General features: G+C 67.3%; 18 protein-coding genes. All 18 read left to right on the forward strand.

Translation table 11 applies throughout. The features are described from left to right. The first annotated feature begins 1 nt into the window (after window position 1). The 18 genes from AC57B8_RS15930 to AC57B8_RS16015 all read left to right on the forward strand — a co-directional run bounded on the left by AC57B8_RS15930 (window position 2) and on the right by AC57B8_RS16015 (window position 20,284). A complete protein-coding gene (locus AC57B8_RS15930) occupies window positions 2-688 on the forward strand; it encodes a type IV pilus inner membrane component PilO (protein ID WP_496480104.1) in 687 nt (228 codons plus the stop codon). Beyond that, window positions 685-1,227 (forward strand): pilus assembly protein PilP, encoded by a 543-nt coding sequence (locus tag AC57B8_RS15935; RefSeq protein ID WP_062471766.1) that lies wholly within the window; start codon window positions 685-687, stop codon window positions 1,225-1,227. The genes AC57B8_RS15930 and AC57B8_RS15935 overlap by 4 nt, the downstream gene beginning before the upstream one ends. Continuing rightward, a complete protein-coding gene (locus AC57B8_RS15940) occupies window positions 1,224-3,374 on the forward strand; it encodes a type IV pilus secretin PilQ (RefSeq protein WP_496480105.1) in 2,151 nt (716 codons plus the stop codon). Before AC57B8_RS15935 ends, AC57B8_RS15940 begins: the two co-directional genes overlap by 4 nt. 23 nt (window positions 3,375-3,397) lie before the next feature. After that, entirely contained in the window at window positions 3,398-3,946 is a 549-nt protein-coding gene (locus AC57B8_RS15945; RefSeq protein WP_062471759.1) for a shikimate kinase, read from the forward strand. A gap of 33 nt (window positions 3,947-3,979) precedes the next feature. After that, window positions 3,980-5,104: a 3-dehydroquinate synthase gene (gene aroB, locus AC57B8_RS15950; RefSeq protein ID WP_369644639.1), complete on the forward strand. Its 1,125-nt coding sequence runs from the start codon at window positions 3,980-3,982 to the stop codon at window positions 5,102-5,104. A 28-nt stretch (window positions 5,105-5,132) separates the two neighbouring features. Beyond that, window positions 5,133-6,269 carry a deoxyguanosinetriphosphate triphosphohydrolase gene (locus AC57B8_RS15955; protein ID WP_496480106.1) on the forward strand — a complete coding sequence of 379 codons (1,137 nt, stop codon included), beginning with the start codon at window positions 5,133-5,135 and terminating at the stop codon, window positions 6,267-6,269. Next, the gene (locus AC57B8_RS15960) at window positions 6,266-7,546 is read left to right on the forward strand and encodes an MFS transporter (protein ID WP_496480107.1); all 1,281 of its coding nucleotides are present in this window, start codon (window positions 6,266-6,268) and stop codon (window positions 7,544-7,546) included. The genes AC57B8_RS15955 and AC57B8_RS15960 overlap by 4 nt, the downstream gene beginning before the upstream one ends. Beyond that, a complete protein-coding gene (locus AC57B8_RS15965; RefSeq protein WP_496480108.1) occupies window positions 7,543-8,118 on the forward strand; it encodes a DUF1415 domain-containing protein in 576 nt (191 codons plus the stop codon). Before AC57B8_RS15960 ends, AC57B8_RS15965 begins: the two co-directional genes overlap by 4 nt. A 14-nt stretch (window positions 8,119-8,132) precedes the next feature. Continuing rightward, on the forward strand, window positions 8,133-9,014 hold the full coding sequence (locus AC57B8_RS15970) for a class I SAM-dependent methyltransferase (RefSeq protein WP_159278667.1): 882 nt from the start codon (window positions 8,133-8,135) through the stop codon (window positions 9,012-9,014). Between the two features lie 29 nt (window positions 9,015-9,043). Next, window positions 9,044-9,745, forward strand: a complete 702-nt coding sequence (locus AC57B8_RS15975; RefSeq protein ID WP_496480109.1) for a transposase — start codon at window positions 9,044-9,046, stop codon at window positions 9,743-9,745. 178 nt (window positions 9,746-9,923) lie between these two features. Further along, window positions 9,924-14,669 (forward strand): glutamate synthase-related protein, encoded by a 4,746-nt coding sequence (locus tag AC57B8_RS15980; RefSeq protein WP_495270007.1) that lies wholly within the window; start codon window positions 9,924-9,926, stop codon window positions 14,667-14,669. A gap of 35 nt (window positions 14,670-14,704) precedes the next feature. After that, window positions 14,705-16,183 (forward strand): glutamate synthase subunit beta, encoded by a 1,479-nt coding sequence (locus AC57B8_RS15985; RefSeq protein WP_062471739.1) that lies wholly within the window; start codon window positions 14,705-14,707, stop codon window positions 16,181-16,183. Window positions 16,184-16,248: 65 nt separating this feature from the next. Continuing rightward, window positions 16,249-17,112 carry an ABC transporter ATP-binding protein gene (locus tag AC57B8_RS15990; protein ID WP_062471736.1) on the forward strand — a complete coding sequence of 288 codons (864 nt, stop codon included), beginning with the start codon at window positions 16,249-16,251 and terminating at the stop codon, window positions 17,110-17,112. Then, window positions 17,109-17,891: a lipid asymmetry maintenance ABC transporter permease subunit MlaE gene (gene mlaE / locus AC57B8_RS15995; RefSeq protein ID WP_062471733.1), complete on the forward strand. Its 783-nt coding sequence runs from the start codon at window positions 17,109-17,111 to the stop codon at window positions 17,889-17,891. The genes AC57B8_RS15990 and mlaE overlap by 4 nt, the downstream gene beginning before the upstream one ends. Window positions 17,892-17,932: 41 nt before the next feature. Next, complete coding sequence (mlaD, locus tag AC57B8_RS16000) at window positions 17,933-18,421, forward strand: outer membrane lipid asymmetry maintenance protein MlaD (protein WP_062471729.1); 489 nt, start codon at window positions 17,933-17,935, stop codon at window positions 18,419-18,421. Then, complete coding sequence (locus AC57B8_RS16005; protein ID WP_070059937.1) at window positions 18,418-19,167, forward strand: MlaA family lipoprotein; 750 nt, start codon at window positions 18,418-18,420, stop codon at window positions 19,165-19,167. The genes mlaD and AC57B8_RS16005 overlap by 4 nt, the downstream gene beginning before the upstream one ends. Before the next feature lie 166 nt (window positions 19,168-19,333). Further along, complete coding sequence (locus AC57B8_RS16010; RefSeq protein ID WP_062471721.1) at window positions 19,334-19,996, forward strand: MlaC/ttg2D family ABC transporter substrate-binding protein; 663 nt, start codon at window positions 19,334-19,336, stop codon at window positions 19,994-19,996. 12 nt (window positions 19,997-20,008) lie between these two features. Further along, on the forward strand, window positions 20,009-20,284 hold the full coding sequence (locus AC57B8_RS16015) for an STAS domain-containing protein (protein WP_062471718.1): 276 nt from the start codon (window positions 20,009-20,011) through the stop codon (window positions 20,282-20,284). Window positions 20,285-20,286 lie beyond the last annotated feature (2 nt).

Genomic DNA, 20,286 nt, shown 5'->3' on the forward strand with positions numbered 1-20,286 from the left:
CATGGCCATCAGCAACCGATCCCTCCCCAAAGTCGACGTCGCCACCGCATTGCGCAACTTCGGCGACCAGTTCCGCGGACTGAATCCGAACGATCCTTCCATGTGGCCGGCGGTGCCGCGCTACGCCCTGTGCCTGGCCCTGGCCGCCCTGGTGCTGGTCGGCCTGTGGTTCGTCTGGCTGACCAATTCCAACGACGAACTCGAGGCCGAGCGCGCCAAGGAGGTCACGCTCCGGACCGACTACCAGAAGAAAGTGGCGCAAGCCGCCAACCTCGACCTGCTGAAGAAGCAACGCGAGCAGGTGCAGCAGTACGTGATCCTGCTCGAGAAGCAACTGCCCAGCAAGGCGGAAATGGACGCACTGCTCTCCGACATCAACCAGGCCGGCCTCGGCCGCAGCCTGCAGTTCGAACTGTTCCGTCCGGGCCAGGTTTCGGTCAAGGACTACTACGCAGAGCTGCCGATCGCCGTGCGCGTCACGGGCCGCTACCACGACATGGGCGCCTTCGCTGCCGACGTGGCCAGCCTGTCGCGCATCGTGACGCTCAACAACGTGACCGTCACACCGCAGAAGGACAAGGACAAGGACGTGCTGACGATGGACGCCACCGCGCGCACCTACCGCTACCTCGACGAAGACGAGCGGGCCGCCCAGAAACGCGCCACGGCGCCGAAGGCGAAGAAATGAAGCCGGTCGCCAAAGTCCTGTGGCTGGCACTGGCCACGCTGGGCCTGAGCGCCTGCGGCGATTCCGACCAGGAAGACCTGCAGCGCTGGATGGTCGAGCAGCGCGCGCAGGTGAAGCCCTCTGTGCCGCCGATCTCCGAACCCAAGAAGTTCACGCCGCAGGCCTACACCGAGGCGTCGTCGTTCGAGCCCTTCAACATGCTGAAGCTGACCCAGGCACTGCGCCGGGAGTCGAACCAGCCGAGCACGTCCGAGCTGATCGCGCCGGAGCTGGCGCGCCGCAAGGAAGCCCTCGAAGCGTTCCCGCTCGACACGATGGCGATGGTCGGCAGCATGAACCGCAACGGCCAGCCGGTGGCGCTCGTGCGTGTGGACAAGCTGCTCTACAAGGTGCGCGTCGGCGAATACCTGGGGCTCAACTACGGGCGCATCACCCGTATCAACGAAACCGAAGTTGCCCTGCGCGAGATCGTGCAGGACGCCGCGGGCGAATGGATCGAACGCGTAGCCACGCTGCAGTTGCAAGAGAGTGCGAAATGAACCATAAAAAATCAACGATGGCACAGTGGCTGCGCGCCGCCGGGCTGGGTCTGCTGGCTTTCGGTGCCCTGGCCGTCGCCCATGCGCAAAACGCGATCGAGTCGGTGACGAGCTCGACCCAGTCGGGCGCGGAAGTGATCCGCATCGACCTGGCCCAGCCGCTCACCGCCGTGCCTGCCGGGTTCTCGGTGCAGACGCCGGCGCGCATCGCGCTGGACTTCCCGGGCGTGACGAACGCCATCGGGCGTTCGGCCATCGAGGTGAACCAGGGCAATCTGCGCTCGGTCAACGTGGTGCAGGCTGGCGATCGCAGCCGCGTGGTGCTGAACCTGAAGCAGGCCACGGCCTACAAGGCCGAGATCCAGGGCAAGTCGCTGCTGGTGGTGCTCGAGCCGGTGGCTGGCACGGCGCTCGTCGCTTCTGCGGCGACCACTTTCGCCGAGAACCGCAACCGCGACACGCTGCCGCTGCGCGATGTCGATTTCCGCCTGGGCGCCGACAACACCGGCCGCGTGCTGGTCGACCTGCCGAATAACCAGGTCGGCGTCGACGTGAAGCAGCAGGGCAAGAGCCTGGTCGTGGAATTCACCAAGTCGACGCTGCCCGAAGGCCTGCGTCGCCGCCTCGATGTGGCCGACTTCGGCACGCCGGTGCAGCTGATCACCTCGCAGCAGTCGGGCGACCGCGTGCGCATGACGATCGATGCCAAGGGCGACTGGGAGCACAGCGCCTACCAGAGCGAGAACCAGTTCGTGGTGGAAGTCCGCGCGCGCAAGGTCGACCCGAGCAAGCTCACGCAAGGCGTCGGCTACAACGGCGAGAAGCTGTCGCTCAACTTCCAGAACATCGAGATCCGCTCGCTGTTGCAGGTGATCGCCGACTTCACGAACTTCAACATCGTGACCTCGGATTCGGTCAGCGGCGCACTGACGCTGCGGCTGAAGGATGTGCCCTGGGACCAGGCGCTCGACATCATCATGCAGGCGAAGAACCTGGGCATGCGCAAGAACGGCAGCGTGCTGTGGATCGCGCCCAAGGACGAGATCAACGCCAAGGAAAAGCTCGAATTCGAAGCCAAGGCGGCGATCGAGAACCTGGAGCCGCTGCGCACGCAGTCGTTCCAGCTGAACTACACGAAGGCCATTGCGATTGCACAGGGCCTGACGGGGACTGGTGCATCGGCGGGCGGCGGCGGTGGTGGCGGTGGCGGCGCGACCTCGCGCATCCTGAGCCCCCGCGGCAGCGTGATCGCCGAATCGCGGACCAACCAGCTGTTCGTGTCCGACATTCCCTCGCGACTGGCCCAGGTCACCGATCTGATCCAGAAGCTGGACATTCCAGTCCGCCAGGTGCTGATCGAAGCGCGCATCGTGGAAGCCTCCGACACCTTCGGCAAGTCGCTCGGCGTGCGGATGGGTGGCGGTATCTCCCGCGAACGCGTCGCGTCGGCCAACGGCAATCCGGCCTACGGCACCTTCGGTGTCATGCCTGCCACCACCAACGCCGGCGGCGTCGGCGGCGCAGCAGCCACCTGGACCAACTCCAACTTCATCAACCTGCCCGCCGGCGACGCTGGCGGCACCGGCAACGCCGCAGGCACCTTCGCGATCTCGCTGTTCAACTCGAGCTTGTCGCGCATGCTGAACCTCGAAATCTCGGCCCTCGAAGCCGATGGCAAGGGCAAGCTGGTCTCCAGCCCCCGCGTCATCACGGCCGACCAGACCAAGGCGCTGATCGAGCAGGGCGAGGAAATCCCCTACCAGCAAGCCACGTCCAGTGGCGCGACCTCGATCTCGTTCCGCAAGGCGGTGCTCAAGCTCGAAGTCACGCCGCAGATCACGCCAGAAGGCAACATCATCCTGACGCTGGACGTGAGCAAGGACGCCCGCGGCGTCAACACTTCGGCGGGCCCGGCCATCAACACCAAGCACGTGCAGACCGAGGTGCTGGTCGAGAACGGTGGCACGGTGGTCATCGGTGGTATCTTCGAACTCACCGAAACCAATGACGAATCGCGCGTGCCGGTGCTGGGTGAAATCCCCTACATGGGGGCATTGTTCCGCAAGCGCGAACGCATTGCCAACAAGACCGAAATGCTCGTCTTTATCACTCCGAAGATGATTACCGACCGCAACGCCGCGCGCTGACGCGCGGGCGTAGCAGCCACCGCGTGGCGGTCGCACTTGTCGGGTTGCCCGGCGCCGGAAAGTCCGCAGTGGGCCGGCGCCTGGGTGCTCGGCTGAACACTCCCTTCATCGACACCGATCACGTGATCGAGCAGCGCATCGGCTGCACGATCCGTGACTTCTTCGACCGCGAGGGCGAAGCCGCCTTTCGCGACATCGAGCAGGCGGTCATCGCCGACCTGGCCGCCCACCCCCACGGCGTGCTGGCGACCGGCGGCGGCGCCGTGCTGCGCGAGGCCAACCGCCAGCAACTGCGCGACCATTTCCACGTCATCTACCTACGCTCCTCGCCCGAAGACCTGTTCCGGCGCCTGCGCCACGACGTCAAGCGCCCGCTCCTGCAGGTGGCCGACCCGCTGGGTCGGCTGCGCGAACTGCACGATGCGCGCGACCCGTTCTACCGGGAAACCGCCCATGACGTGGTCGACACCGGCCGGCCGTCCATTGCGGTGCTGGTCAACCTCATCGTGATGCAGCTCGAACTGGCCGGAGTGGTCGAACCCGGCGCCCATCCGGAAGAGCCCTCGGACTGACCCTGGCAGGCCCGAGCGCCTAAACTCGTGGCCATGTCCCTGTCTGTTTCGCCCGCACTTTCCGCCCCGCCAAAGCCCGAACGCGTCGAGATCCAGCTCGGCGAGCGCAGCTACCCGATCCTGATCGGCGGCGGCCTGCTGGAAGACCCCGCCAGCTTCGGTGTCGTTCCGGCGGCGGCGAGCGCGCTGATCGTCAGCAACACCACCGTGGCGCCGCTGTACGCCCGGGCCCTCCAAACCGTGCTGGCCGGCCGCTTCCGCACGGTCCATCTGCTCGAACTGCCCGACGGCGAGGCGTACAAGAACCTCGAAACCCTCAACCTCATCTTCGACGCCCTGCTGGGCCACGGCAGCGACCGCAAGACGGTGCTGTTCGCGCTCGGCGGCGGGGTGGTGGGCGACATGACCGGCTTCGCGGCCGCCAGCTACATGCGCGGCGTGCCCTTCGTGCAGGTGCCGACCACGCTGCTGGCGCAGGTCGATTCCTCGGTGGGCGGCAAGACGGCCATCAACCACCCGCTGGGCAAGAACATGATCGGCGCGTTCTACCAGCCGCAGCTCGTGCTCTGCGACCTGGACACGCTGCAGACGTTGCCCCCGCGGGAACTGAGCGCCGGCCTGGCCGAGGTCATCAAGTACGGCCCGATCTACGACATGGCTTTCTTCGACTGGATCGAGTCGAACATCGAGGCGCTGGTGGCGCGCGACCCGGCCGCGCTGGCCCATGCCGTGAAGCGCAGCTGCGAGATCAAGGCGCTGGTGGTCGGCCAGGACGAGCGCGAGACCGGCCTGCGCGCCATCCTCAACTTCGGCCACACCTTCGGCCATGCCATCGAGTCGGGCCTGGGCTACGGCGAGTGGCTGCACGGCGAAGCCGTCGGCTGCGGCATGGTCATGGCGGCGCAGCTGTCGCAGCGGCTCGGCGGCGTCGACGCGGCCTTTGTCGCGCGGCTCACCCGCCTGATCGAGCGCGCCGGCCTGCCCACCGTGGGACCGGCGCTGGGCGCCGAGCGCTACCTGGAGCTGATGCGCGTCGACAAGAAATCGGAAGCCGGCGAGATCCGCTTCGTGGTGATCGACCGACCCGGCTCCGCCGTCGTGCGCAGCGCGCCCGATGCGATGGTGCGCGACGTGCTCGCGCAGTGCTGCGCGGCATGAGCGCGGCGCGGCACGCGGAGATCCGGCCGTGAGCCTTGCGGCGTACGCCTGCCACCCCGCGCGTTCGCGCGGACGGCGCCACGCGGAGCCGCCCGCGCCCACGCGCGACGCCTTCCAGCGCGACCGCGACCGCATCGTCCATTCCACCGCCTTCCGACGGCTGGTCTACAAGACCCAGGTGTTCCTGAACCACGAGGGCGACCTGTTCCGCACGCGGCTCACGCATTCGCTCGAAGTCGCGCAGCTGGGCCGCTCCATCGCGCGCGCGCTGCGGCTCAACGAAGACCTGGTCGAGGCGATCGCGCTGGCCCATGACCTGGGCCACACGCCCTTCGGCCACGCGGGCCAGGACGCGCTCAATGCCTGCATGGCCGAGCACGGCGGCTTCGAGCACAACCTGCAGAGCCTGCGCGTGGTCGATGCGCTGGAGCACCGCTACCCGCAGTACGACGGCCTGAACCTCAGCTTCGAGACCCGCGAAGGCATCCTCAAGCATTGCTCGCGCGCCAACGCCGAACGCATCGAGGCCGCCGAGCCGCAGGGCGTGGCCCGTCGCTTTCTCGACCGCACGCAGCCGGGGCTGGAGGCGCAGCTGTGCAACCTGGCCGATGCCATCGCCTACAACGCGCACGACATCGACGACGGCGTGCGCTCGGGCCTGATCAGCGTCGAGCAGCTGGCCGACGTCGAGCTGTTCGAGCGCTACCGCCGCGAAGCGCTGGCCGAGCATCCGCACCTGCAGGGCCAGGGCCGGCGCGTGCTCTATGAAACCATCCGCCGCATGCTCAGCGCGCAGGTCTACGACGTGATCGACACGACGCGTGCGGCCATCGAGGCGCTGGGCCCCGTCGATGCCGACGCCGTGCGCCAGGCGCCGCCGCTGGTGGCCTTCAGCGGCGTCATGCAGGCGCAGTCGGAGGCGCTCAAGCAGTTCCTGTTCCGCAACCTCTACCGCCACCCGCAGGTCACGCAGACCACCGACCAGGCGAGCGAGGTCGTGCGCGGGCTGTTCGATGCCTACCTGGCGCGCGGCACCGAGATGCCCGTCTCGTACGCCGAGCGCCGCGACCGGCACCGCGCCGTGGCCGACTACATCGCTGGCATGACCGACCGCTTCGCCATGCGCGAGCACGAGCGGCTGACTGGCCGGCGGGGCATCGCATGACGGCGGCCGTGCGCTCGAACAGCGCGTCGGCCCGCGTGCCGGCCGCGGCCTTCGCCGTCGTGCTGGGCGGCGTCAGTGCCGCGCTGCACCTGGGCAAGCTGCCGCCCGCCGTGCCGGCGCTGCAGGCGTCGCTCGGCATCGACCTTGTCGAGGCGGGTTTCCTGCTGTCGCTGGTCCAGGTCGCGAGCATGACGCTCGGCTTGCTGGCTGGGCTCGCCGCAGACTCCATCGGCCTGCGGCGCAGCATGCTGGTCGGGCTGGCGGTGCTGACGACGGCCAGCCTGCTCGGGGGCGCCGTCGGTGCCGGTTTGCTGGGCGGGTCTCACGCGGTGCTGTGGCTGTTCGTGCTGCGTGCGGCCGAAGGCATCGGCTTCCTGATGGCGGTGATGCCTGGCCCGGGACTCATCCGCGCACTGACGCCGGCGGGCGCCGACAAGGCCGCGCTGGGCCTGTGGGGCGCCTACATGCCGTTGGGCGTGGCGCTGGCGCTGCTCGTCGGTCCGGCCCTGATCGGCTGGGGCGGATGGGCTGATTGGTGGTGGACGCTGTCGCTGGTGTCGGCGGGTGCGGCACTCTGGGTGTGGCTGGCGGTGCCGCGCGACCGGCCCCGCACGGCCGGCGCGAGCCTGCAGCCCGCGTCGGCCGGTTGGGCGTCGCGGCTGCGCGAAACGGTCGGTGCGCGGGCGCCGTGGCTGGTCGCGTTGACCTTCGCCGTGTACTCGTCGCAGTGGATGGCTGTGATCGGTTTCCTGCCCGCCATCTATGCCGACGCCAAGGTGCCGGCCGCCTGGAGCGCGGTGCTGACCGCGCTGGCCGCGGCGATGAACATCGTCGGCAACCTCATGGGCGGCCGCTGGCTGCAGCGCGGCGTGGCGCCCGAGCGCCTGCTGCAATGGGGCTTCCTGACCATGGCGCTGGGCGGTGTCGCTGCCTTCGCGCAGGTGGGGCAGGGCGCCGACGCGCTGGGCCTGCCGCCCGCGCTGCGCTATGCCGCGATCTGCGCCTTTTCACTCGGCGGCGGCATGGTGCCGGCCACGCTGTTCCTGTTGGGCGTGCGGCTGGCGCCGGGGCCGAGCACCGTCTCGACCACCGTTGGCCTGATGCAGCAGGCGTCGTCGCTTGGCCAGTTCCTGGCGCCGCCGGCGGTGGCCTGGCTGGCGCATCGCGTCGGTGGCTGGCACTGGACCTGGACCGCCACGCTGGCCTGCTCGCTCGCCGGCATGGCGGTCGCCGCGCGCCTCGGGCGCATCCGCCGACTGACGGAGGCCACGGCATGAGCGACCCGATGGTCATCGACGCCGCGCAGGCCGAAGCCGACACCCGCCGCTGGCTCGAACGCGCCGTGATCGGCCTCAACCTGTGCCCCTTCGCCAAGGCGGTGCATGTGAAGGGCCAGATCCACTATGTCACCTACCTCGACACCCACGAAGGCCGCCTCATCGATGCGCTGCTGGCCGAAGCCCGCGCGCTCGTGGCGCTCGATGCCGAGGTGCGCGACACCACCTTGCTGATCGTCCCCCGCGCGCTGGCGGACTTTCTCGACTTCAACGATTTCACCGAGCGCGCAGAGCGCAAGCTCGCCCGCGCGGGCTTCGACGGCGTGCTGCAACTCGCCAGCTTCCATCCGCATTTCCAGTTCGCCGGCACCGAGGCCGACGACATCACCAACGCCACCAACCGCGCGCCGTACCCCACGCTGCACCTGTTGCGCGAAGACAGCGTGGACCGCGCGGTCGAGGCCTTTCCCGAGGCCGAGGCGATCTTCGAGCGCAACATCGAGACGCTCGAAGTCCTGGGCCCTGACGGCTGGACCGCGCTCGACGTCGGCCCGGGAAGCGCCACGCCATGAACAACAAGAACACCATGCCCCGTCCCGCGAAAGCCCACCCCACCAACAAGGCTGCGAAGGCCGAAGCCGAGCTGGCCGAAGTCCTGCGGCCGGGCCAGTCCGTCGAGCTGCTCAAGGAGCTGCACATCCTCACGCGCGAAGGCCGGCTCAACCAGGATTCGCGGCGCAAGCTCAAGCAGGTCTACCACCTGTTCCAGTTCATCGAGCAGCTGCTGCGCGAGCTGCCGGGCGAGGGCGCCGAGGCCACGCTGGCCGACCACGGGGCGGGCAAGTCGTACCTCGGTTTCATCATCTATGACCTGTTCTTCCGCGCGCGGCAGGGTGGCCATGTCTACGGCATCGAGACGCGCAGCGAGCTGGTCGAGCGCTCTCGTGCGCTGGCGCAGCAGCTGGGCTTCGGGCGCATGTCGTTCCTGAACCTCACCGTGGCCGAGTCGGCGCAGGCGAGCGAACTGCCGGCGCAGATCGACGTGGTCACCGCGCTGCACGCCTGCGACACCGCCACCGACGACGCCATTGCCTTCGGCCTCGCCAAGAAGGCGCGCTGCATGGTGCTCGTGCCCTGCTGCCAGGCCGAAGTGGCGGCCTGCCTGCGCGAGACCAAGGCGCTGGCCCTGTCGCGCACGCCGCTGGCCGAACTGTGGCGCCATCCGCTGCACACCCGCGAGATCGGCAGCCAGCTCACCAACGTGCTGCGCTGCCTGTACCTGGAAGCCAACGGCTACAGCGTCACCGTCACCGAGCTGGTCGGCTGGGAGCACAGCATGAAGAACGAGCTGATCCTGGCGCGCTACACCGGCCAGCGCAAGGCGAGTGCGGCGACGCGGCTGCGCGAGCTGCTGGCGCAGTTCGGGCTCGACACGCTGGGCGACACGCGCTTCCGCCTCGCGGATTGAGTGCCCGGACGGCGTCGTCCATCGTTCCCATGGCCCGTCTCCCCCGTCTCACGCTGGCCGGCATGCCGCACCACGTGATCCAGCGCGGCAACAACCGCCAGCCGATCTTCGTGGACCGCGCCGACCACGAGAAGCTGCTCGGCCTGCTGGCCGAGAATGCCGCGCGCTTCGGCATCGCGCTGCACGCCTACGTGCTGATGGACAACCACTTCCACCTGCTGGCCACGCCTGACAGTGCCACGGGCCTGCCGCAGTTCATGCAGTCGGTCGGGCGCAGCTACGTGCGCTACTTCAACGACCGCCATCGTCGTAGCGGCACCTTGTGGGAAGGGCGCTACAGATCGACCCTGATCCAGACCGAGCGCTACCTGCTGACCTGCATGGCCTACATCGACCTGAACCCGGTGCGTGCCGGCATGGTCGCCGAGGCGCGCGACTTCCCGTGGTCCAGCCACGGCCACTACGCCGGCCTGCGGCAAGACCGCCTGCTGACGCCGCATCCGCTGTACTGGGAGCTCGGCAACACGCCCTTCGCGCGGGAGGCGGCGTATGCCGAACTGGTGCGTGGCGGGGTTCGCGCGGCCGATCAGCAGGCCCTGACCGAGGCCACCCTGCGCGGCTGGGCGGCTGGCGACGACGGTTTTCTGGACACGTTGCAGAAGTCCACCGAGCGCCGGGTGATCAAGGCCAAGGCCGGCCGGCCGCCCGCGCCCGCCAAAGATCCGGACTGAAAGCGGCTGAAAGTCGCGCCCTTGTTGGGAGTTGTGCTCCTGCTTTTAATATGTCCCCAATTTAATTCTGACAAGAAAACTCAAGATTTAATAGGAATCTGACCCCCATTAAAGTGTTTGGCATTCTTTGTGCATCGCAATATGCTCCCTTTCCCTGCGAAAACTGAAGGAGCGCGCCATGACGACGGCTGCCGAGATTCAACACCTCCAAGAACACGGTCTGTATTCCGGTGCCGATGAGCACGACGCCTGCGGCGTCGGCTTCGTCGCCCACATCAAGGGCGAGAAGAGCCACGCCATCGTGCTGCAGGGCCTGAAGATCCTCGAGAACCTCGACCACCGCGGCGCCGTCGGCGCCGACAAGCTGATGGGCGACGGCGCGGGCATCCTGATCCAGCTGCCCGACCTGCTGTACCGCGAAGAAATGGCCAAGCAGGGCGTCACGCTGCCCCCGCCGGGCGAATACGGCGTCGGCATGATCTTCCTGCCGAAGGAACATGCCTCCCGCGAAGCCTGCGAACAAGAGATGGAACGCGCCATCAAGGCCGAAGGCCAGGTGCTGCTGGGCTGGCGCGACGTGCCGGTCAACCGCGACATGCCCATGTCGCCCACCGTGCGCGAAAAGGAACCGCTGCTGCGCCAGATCTTCATCGGCCGCGGCAACGACGTGATCGTGCAGGACGCGCTGGAGCGCAAGCTGTACGTGATCCGCAAGACCGCCAGCGCCAACATTCAGCGCTTGAAGCTCAAGCACAGCAAGGAATACTACGTTCCGAGCATGTCCAGCCGCACCGTGGTCTACAAGGGCCTGCTGCTGGCCGACCAGGTCGGTACCTACTACCTCGACCTGCAGGACAAGCGTTGCGTCTCGGCCCTGGGCCTGGTGCACCAGCGCTTCTCGACCAACACCTTCCCCGAGTGGCCGCTGGCCCACCCGTACCGCTATGTCGCCCACAACGGCGAAATCAACACGGTCAAGGGCAACTACAACTGGATGAAGGCGCGCGAAGGCGTCATGTCGTCGCCCGTGCTCGGCGCCGACCTGCAAAAGCTCTACCCGATCAGCTTCGCCGGCCAGTCCGACACCGCCACCTTCGACAACTGCCTCGAGCTCTTGACGATGGCCGGCTACCCCATCAGCCAGGCCGTGATGATGATGATTCCCGAGCCCTGGGAACAGCACGCCACCATGGACACGCGCCGCCGCGCGTTCTATGAGTACCACGCCGCCATGCTCGAGCCGTGGGACGGCCCGGCCTCCATCGTGTTCACCGACGGCCGCCAGATCGGCGCCACGCTCGACCGCAACGGCCTGCGCCCCTCGCGCTACTGCGTGACCGACGACGACCTGGTCATCATGGCGTCGGAGTCGGGCGTGCTGCCCGTGCCCGAGCAGAAGATCGTGCGCAAGTGGCGCCTGCAGCCCGGCAAGATGTTCCTGATCGACCTGGAGCAGGGCCGCATGATCGACGACGAGGAGGTCAAGGCCACCCTCGCCAACAGCAAGCCCTACAAGCAGTGGATCGAGAACCTGCGCATCAAGCTCGACAGCGTCAAGGCCGAGCCGGCCGCGATCCCGGTGAGCCAGGTGGCGCTGCTCGACCGCCAGCAGGCCTTCGGCTACACCCAGGAAGACATCAAGTTCCTGATGAGCCCGATGGCGCAGGCCGGCGAAGAAGGCATCGGCTCCATGGGCAACGACAGCCCGCTGGCCGTGCTCTCCAGCAAGAACAAGCCGCTGTACAACTACTTCAAGCAGCTGTTCGCGCAGGTGACCAACCCGCCGATCGACCCGATCCGCGAAGCGATCGTGATGTCGCTGGTGTCCTTCATCGGTCCCAAGCCGAACCTGCTGGACATCAACCAGGTCAACCCGCCGATGCGGCTCGAAGTGAGCCAGCCCATTCTCGACTTCGCCGACATGGCGAAGCTGCGCGACATCGGTCGCTACACGCAGGGCAAGTTCAAGAGCTACGTGCTCGACATCACCTACCCGCTGGGCTGGGGCGATGAAGGCGTCGAAGCCAAGCTGGCCTCGCTGTGCGCCGAAGCGGTCGATGCCATCAAGGGCGGCCACAACATCCTGATCGTGAGCGACCGCGGCGTGGGCCCGACGCAAGTGGCGATCCCCGCCGTGCTGGCGCTGTCGGCCGTGCACCAGTACCTCGTGCGCGAGGGCCTGCGCACCACGGCCGGCCTCGTGGTCGAGACCGGTTCGGCGCGCGAAGTGCATCACTTCGGCGTGCTCGCCGGCTACGGCGCCGAAGCCGTGCACCCGTACCTCGCGATGGAAACGCTGGCGGCCATGCACGCCGACCTGCCGGGCGACCTGAGCGCCGACAAGGCGGTCTACAACTACGTCAAGGCCATCGGCAAGGGCCTGTCGAAGATCATGTCGAAGATGGGTGTCAGCACCTACATGAGCTACTGCGGCGCCCAGCTGTTCGAAGCCATCGGCCTGAACACCGAGACGGTGAACAAGTACTTCACCGGCACCGCCAGCCGCGTGGAAGGCATCGGCGTCTTCGAGATCGCCGAAGAAGCCATCCGCATGCACAAGGCCGCCTTCGGCGACGACCCGGTGCTCGCCCACATGCTGGACGCCGGCGGCGAATACGCCTGGCGCACCCGCGGCGAAGAGCACATGTGGACGCCCGACGCCATCGCCAAGCTGCAGCACAGCACGCGTTCCAACAACTGGAACACGTACAAGGAATACGCGCAGCTCATCAACGACCAGAACCGCCGCCACCTCACGCTGCGTGGCCTGTTCGAGTTCAAGATCGATCCGGCCAAGGCCATTCCGGTCGACGAGGTCGAAGCGGCTGCCGAGATCGTCAAGCGCTTCGCCACCGGCGCGATGTCGCTGGGCTCGATCAGCACCGAGGCGCACGCCACGCTCGCCATTGCCATGAACCGCATCGGCGGCAAGAGCAACACGGGCGAAGGCGGCGAAGACCCGGCGCGCTACCGCAACGAACTGAAGGGCATCCCGATCAAGCAGGGCGACACGCTCAAGAGCGTGATCGGCGCGGCCAACGTCGAGGTCGACCTGCCGCTGAACGACGGCGACTCGCTGCGTTCGCGCATCAAGCAGGTGGCTTCGGGCCGCTTCGGCGTCACCGCCGAGTACCTGCACTCGGCCGACCAGATCCAGATCAAGATGGCGCAAGGTGCCAAGCCGGGCGAGGGCGGTCAGCTGCCCGGCGGCAAGGTCACCGAGTACATCGGCAAGCAGCGCTATGCCGTGCCGGGCGTGGGCCTCATCTCGCCGCCGCCGCACCACGACATCTACTCGATCGAAGACCTGGCTCAGCTCATTCACGACCTGAAGAACACCGCGCCGCACGCCAGCATCAGCGTGAAGCTGGTGAGCGAAATCGGCGTCGGCACCATCGCCGCGGGCGTGGCCAAGTGCAAGAGCGACCACGTCGTGATCGCGGGCCATGACGGCGGCACGGGCGCATCGCCCTGGTCGTCGATCAAGCACGCGGGCAGCCCGTGGGAAATCGGCCTGGCCGAGACGCAGCAGACGCTGGTGCTCAACCGCCTGCGCAGCCGCATCCGCGTGCAGGCCGACGGCCAGATGAAGACCGGCCGCGACGTCGCCATCGGCGCGCTGCTGGGCGCCGACGAGTTCGGCTTCGCCACCGCGCCGCTGGTGGTCGAGGGCTGCATCATGATGCGCAAGTGCCACCTGAACACCTGCCCGGTGGGCGTGGCCACGCAAGACCCGATCCTGCGCAAGAAGTTCTCTGGCAAGCCCGAGCATGTCGTCAACTACTTCTTCTTCGTTGCCGAAGAAGTGCGCCAGATCATGGCCCAACTGGGCATCCGCAAGTTCGACGACCTGATCGGCCGCGCCGACCTGCTCGACATGCGCAAGGGCATCGAGCACTGGAAGGCGTCGGGCCTGGACTTCAGCCGCCTGTTCGCGCTGCCGATCGTGCCGGCCGACGTGCCGCGTTTCCATGTCGAGAACCAGGACCACGGCCTCGAGCGCGCGCTCGACGTGAAGCTCATCGAGAAGTCGCGTCCTGCCATCGACAAGGGCGAGAAGGTGCAGTTCATCGAGGTGGCGCGCAACGTCAACCGCTCGGTGGGCGCCATGCTTTCGGGCGCGCTGACCAAGGTGCACCCGCAAGGCCTGCCCGACGACTCGATCCGCATCCAGCTCGAAGGCACGGGCGGCCAGTCGTTCGGCGCCTTCCTGGCACGCGGCATCACGCTGTACCTGATCGGCGATGCCAACGACTACACCGGCAAGGGCCTCTCGGGCGGCCGCGTGGTGGTGCGCCCCAGCCTCGACTTCCGCGGTGAAGCCGCGCGCAACACCATCGTCGGCAACACCGCGCTGTACGGCGCGACCACTGGCGAGGCCTACCTGTGCGGCGTGGCCGGCGAACGCTTCGCGGTGCGCCTGTCGGGCGCCACGGCGGTCATCGAAGGCACCGGCGACCACGGCTGCGAATACATGACCGGCGGCACGGTGGCCGTGCTCGGCAAGACGGGCCGCAACTTCGCGGCCGGCATGAGCGGCGGTGTCGCCTTCGTCTACGACGAAGACGGCCAGTTCGCCTCGCGCTGCAACCTCTCGATGGTGTCGCTCGACAAGGTGCTCACCTCAGCCGAGCAGACCGCCAGCGTGCATCGCAAGATCTGGCACGGCGGCGAGACCGACGAAGCGCAGCTCAAGAAGCTGCTCGAAGAGCACCACCGCTGGACCGGCAGCAAGCGCGCGCGCGAGCTGCTCGACAACTGGGCCGAGTCGCGCACCAAGTTCGTCAAGGTGTTCCCGAACGAGTACAAGCGCGCGCTGGCCGAACTGCACGACCGCCAGGTCGAGCTGGCCAGCAGCGGCAACAACGCCCACGTCGGCCTCGAGCCGCACGCACTGGCCGCGCCCGCCACGGCCGCCGTCTGAGCGCGCCATAGATACGAAGAACAGAGGAAAGCACGATGGGAAAAATCACCGGCTTCATGGAGCATGAGCGCATCGAAGAGGGCTACAAGCCTGTCGAAGAGCGCGTCAAGCACTACAAGGAATTCGTCGTCGGCCTGAACACCGACCAGGCCAAGGTGCAGGGCGCACGTTGCATGGACTGCGGCACGCCGTTCTGCAACAGCGGCTGCCCGGTCAACAACATCATTCCGGACTTCAACGACCTCGTGTACCGCGACGACTGGCAGAACGCCTTCGCGGTGCTCGATTCGACCAACAACTTCCCCGAGTTCACCGGCCGCATCTGCCCCGCGCCCTGCGAGGCGGCCTGCGTGCTCAACGTGAACGACGACGCGGTCGGCATCAAGTCGCTGGAACACGCGATCATCGACCGCGCCTGGGACGAAGGCTGGGTGGCGCCGCGCGTCGCCAAGCACAAGACCGGCAAGAAGGTCGCCGTGGTGGGCTCCGGCCCGGCCGGCATGGCCGCCGCGCAGCAACTGGCGCGCGCCGGCCACGACGTCACGCTGTTCGAGAAGAACGACCGTGTCGGCGGCCTGCTGCGCTACGGCATTCCCGACTTCAAGATGGAGAAGTCGCACATCGACCGCCGCGTCGAGCAGATGAAGGCCGAGGGCGTGACCTTCCGCACCGGCGTGATGGTCGGTGCTGCGAAAGACCCGCTGGGCAAGGGCTCCAAGGTCACCAACCTGGCCAAGGAAACCGTCACGCCCGAGCAGCTGCAGAAAGACTTCGACGCCGTGGTGCTCACCGGCGGCGCCGAGCAATCGCGCGACCTGCCCGTGCCGGGCCGCGACCTCGACGGCATCCATTTCGCGATGGAGTTCCTGCCGCAGCAGAACCGCGTCAACGCAGGCGACAAGGTCAAGGGCCAGCTGCGCGCCGACGGCAAGCACGTCATCGTGATCGGCGGCGGCGACACCGGCTCCGACTGCGTGGGCACCAGCAACCGCCACGGCGCCGTGAGCGTCACGCAGTTCGAACTGATGCCGCAGCCGCCGGAAGAAGAGAACCGTCCGCTGACCTGGCCCTACTGGCCGATCAAGCTGCGCACCAGCTCCAGCCACGAAGAAGGCTGCGAGCGCGAGTTCGCCATCTCGACCAAGGAATTCATCGGCGAGAAGGGCAAGGTCACCGGCCTGAAGACCGTGCGCGTCGAGTGGAAGGACGGCAAGATGCAGGAAGTGCCCGGCAGCGAGCAGATCCTCAAGGCCGACCTGGTGCTGCTGGCGATGGGCTTCATCAGCCCCGTGGCCACCGTGCTCGACGCCTTCGGTGTCGAGAAGGACGCCCGCGGCAACGCGCGCGCCACGGTCGACTTCATCGGCGGCTATGCCACCAATGTGCCCAAGGTGTTCGCCGCAGGTGACATTCGCCGCGGCCAATCGCTGGTGGTGTGGGCAATTCGCGAGGGCCGTCAAGCGGCGCGTTCGGTCGACGAATTTTTGATGGGATTCAGCGACTTACCGCGCTGATTTTTGTTTCAGTGAAGCGGCGCCGTTCGCGGCCCCGTTATCATCCGCGGAAACCGCATGCCGGGATGCCTGAGAAGGCGCCCGGCTTTTTTATTGAGATGGACCCAGCCACACCCACGTCTTCCTCCTTCGTCGAATTCCGCGATGTCACGTTCGGCTACGGCGCGCGCGCGATCCTCGACGGCGTGTCGTTTTCCGTGCCGCGCGGCAAGGTGACGGCGTTGATGGGGGCATCGGGTGGCGGCAAGACCACCGTGCTGCGCCTCATCGGCGGCCAGCAGCGCGCCCAACGCGGCGAGGTGCTGTTCGACGGGAAGGATGTCGGCCACTTCGATGTCGCGACGCTGTATGCGGCGCGGCGCCGCATGGGCATGCTGTTCCAGTTCGGCGCGCTGTTCACCGACATCAGCGTGTTCGACAACGTGGCCTTTCCGCTGCGCGAGCACACGCAGCTGTCGGAGGCGCTGGTGCGCGACATCGTGCTCATGAAGCTGGACGCTGTCGGCCTGCGCGGCGCGCGCGACCTGATGCCCAGCGAGGTGTCGGGCGGCATGGCGCGGCGCGTGGCGCTGGCCCGCGCGATCGCGCTCGACCCCGACCTCGTGATGTACGACGAGCCCTTCGCGGGGCTCGACCCGATCTCGCTCGGCACGGCCGCGCGGCTGATCCGCCAGCTCAACGATGCGCTCGGCCTCACCAGCATCATCGTGTCGCACGACCTCGAGGAAACCTTCCGCATCGCGGACCACGTGATCATCCTGGCCAACGGCGGCATCGCTGCGCAGGGGCGGCCCGACGAGGTGCGCGAGAGCGCCGATCCGCTGGTGCATCAGTTCGTCAATGCGCTGCCTGACGGGCCGGTGCACTTCCACTATCCGGGCGTCAGTATCGAAGACGATTTCGGGAACCGGGAAGGGGGGCGCTCATGACCTGGTGGAAGCCCGCCGACGTCGGCTTTGCCGTGCGCAGCCAACTGGCCGACATGGGCCATGCGGCCAAGCTGTTCCTGCGCCTGCTCGGCCCGGGCGCGCAGATCATGCGCCGCTTCGGGCTGGTGCGTGACCAGATCCATTTCCTGGGCAACTACTCGCTCGCCATCATCGGCGTGTCGGGCCTGTTCGTGGGCTTCGTGCTCGGGCTGCAGATGTACTACGCGCTGCAGCGCTACGGCTCGTCCGAGGCGCTCGGCCTGCTGGTGGCGCTGAGCCTCGTGCGCGAACTCGGTCCCGTGGTGGCGGCCCTGCTGTTCACCGGCCGGGCCGGCACCTCGCTGACGGCCGAGATCGGCCTCATGAAAGCCAACGAGCAGTTGAGCGCCATGGAAATGATGGCGGTCGACCCGGTGCAGCGCATCCTCGCGCCGCGCTTCTGGGCCGGCGTCATCACCATGCCGCTGCTGGCGGCCGTGTTCAGCGCGGTCGGCATCATGGGCGGCTATGTCGTGGGCGTGCTGATGCTGGGCGTCGACCCGGGCGCGTTCTGGGGCCAGATGCAGGGCGGCGTCGATGTCTGGCGCGACGTCGGCAACGGCGTCATCAAGAGCATCGTGTTCGGTTTCACCGTGACCTTCGTCGCGCTGCTGCAGGGCTTCGAGGCCCAGCCGACGCCCGAGGGCGTGTCGCGCGCCACCACGCGCACCGTGGTGATGGCGTCGCTGGCGGTCTTGGGGCTCGATTTCTTGCTCACCGCCATGATGTTCAGTATCTAAAGGGGCCCCGGCTCCATCGTTCTAGACAGAGAGTGCAAACCATGCAACGTTCCACCAACGACATCTGGGTCGGCCTGTTCGTGCTGATCGGCGGCGCCGCATTGCTGTTCCTGGCGCTGCAGTCGGCCAACCTGCTGAGCCTGAACTTCCAGAAGACCTACACGGTCACCGCACGTTTCGACAATATCGGCGGGCTCAAGCCCCAGACCGCGGTCAAGAGTGCTGGCGTGGTGGTCGGTCGTGTGGAATCCATCGCGTTCAACGACAAGGCCTTTCAGGCCGATGTGACGCTGGCGCTGCAAAACCGTTACAGTTTTCCCAAGGACAGCTCGCTCAAGATCCTGACCAGTGGCCTGCTCGGCGAGCAGTACATCGGCATCGAGGCGGGCGCCGAGGAAAAGAACCTGCAAGCCGGCGACACCATCACCGCGACCCAATCGGCCGTGGTGCTGGAGAACCTGATCAGCCAGTTCCTGTACAGCAAGGCCGCCGAGGGGAATACGGCGCCGGGAACAGCCAACAAGAAATGACCACACGACTTTTTTCGTCGACTGCTATTAAAAGTGTAGCTAGCTCCGCCCGTTGGGCCACCGCCACCGTCGGTTTCGCCCTCGTGGCCGGATGCGCCACCGGATCCGGCGCAAGCCCGACCGACCCCTTCGAGCCGTACAACCGCGGCATGACGCGCTTCAACGACACCGTCGACGAAGCCGTGCTGGAGCCCGTGGCCACTGCCTACCAGAACGTGGTGCCCTCGCTGGTGCGCCAGGGCGTGACCAACTTCTTCAGCAACCTCGGTGACATCTGGAGCCTGGCCAACAACGTGGCCCAGCTCAAGCTGCAGAACAGCGCCGAGACCTTCATGCGGCTGAACGTCAACACCTTCTTCGGCCTGGGCGGCCTGCTCGACGTCGCCTCCGAGGCGCGCCTGCCGCGCCACGAGGAAGACTTCGGCCAGACGCTGGGCTACTGGGGCGTGGGCGCCGGTCCGTACGTCGTGCTGCCGTTGCTCGGCCCCTCGACGCTGCGCGACACGATCGCCCGGCCGCTCGACATGTACGGCGACGCGCAGGGCCATATCCACGACATCGCTTGGCGCAATTCGCTGGCGGGCCTGCGTGTCGTGGACACCCGCTCGCGCTACCTGGGTGCCACTCGCCTGCTCGACGAAGCCGCGCTCGACAAATATTCGTTCACGCGCGATGCGTTCCTGCAGCGCCGCCGCAACCAGGTCTACGACGGCAACCCGCCGGACGACGACAACGCCGGCAAGTGACGGCAAAAGAGGGCGGACGGGGTGGTCCTGCTTGCATCCGGTTGCAAGGCTTCACCTCCGCTTCAGGAACCCGGTCGGCCTGGCGCCTGTCGAAACCGTTCCTGTCTCAGCACGGGGCCATTGGCTGCACCGTGCAGGGAAGACAATTCAACCTGAGGGACTCACCATGAACAACAAGATCTTGCTGCAACGACGCGACCTGGGCCGCCTGGCATTGGCCGGCGCGCTGCTGTTCGGCGCCGCCACCGCTTTCGTGCACCAGAGCGCATTCGCGGCCGACGAAGCCCCCGATGCGCTCGTCAAGCGCCTGTCGACCGACGTGCTCGAGACCATCAAGGCCGACTCGTCGATCAAGGCCGGTGACATCAACAAGATCATGCTGCTGGTCGACAGCAAGATCATGCCCAACGTCAACTTCCAGCGCATGACCGCCTCGGCCGTCGGCCCGGCTTGGCGCCAGGCCACGCCCGAGCAGCAAAAGCGCCTGCAGGACGAGTTCAAGACCCTGCTCGTGCGCACCTACGCCGGCGCGCTCGACCAGGTGAGCGACCAGACCGTCACCATCCGCCCGTTCCGTGGCGCGCCCACCGACACCGACGTGCTCGTGCGCACCGAGGTCAAGGGCCGCGGCGACCCGGTGCAGCTGGACTACCGCCTCGAAAAGACCCCGGGGCAGGGCGCCGGCTGGAAGGTCTACAACCTGAATGTGCTGGGCGTCTGGCTGGTCGACACCTACCGCACCCAGTTCGCGCAGGAAATCAACAAGAGCGGCATCGATGGCCTGATTGCCGCGCTGGCCGCGCGCAACAAGGGCAACGGCAAGGGCTGACGGGCGCACGCCATGCTGGTCCTTCCCTCCCGACTCACCCACGACGAAGCTCCTGCCTGCATGCGCATGCTGCAGCAGGGGCTCAAGGGCCAGACCGATTCGTCGTCCACCGTGGTCGACGCCACGGCACTGGCCCAGTTCGATTCCTCCGCGCTGGCGGTGCTGCTCGAGTGCCGGCGCGAATCCAGCGCGCTGGGCCGGGGGTTCTCGGTCAAGGGCCTGTCGCCGCGCCTGCGCGAGCTGGCCGCGCTGTACGGCATCGCGGGCCTTCTGCCCGCCGCACCCTGACA

It is taken from the genome of Variovorax sp. BGA-UO-ETr-C22 (assembly GCF_059567965.1).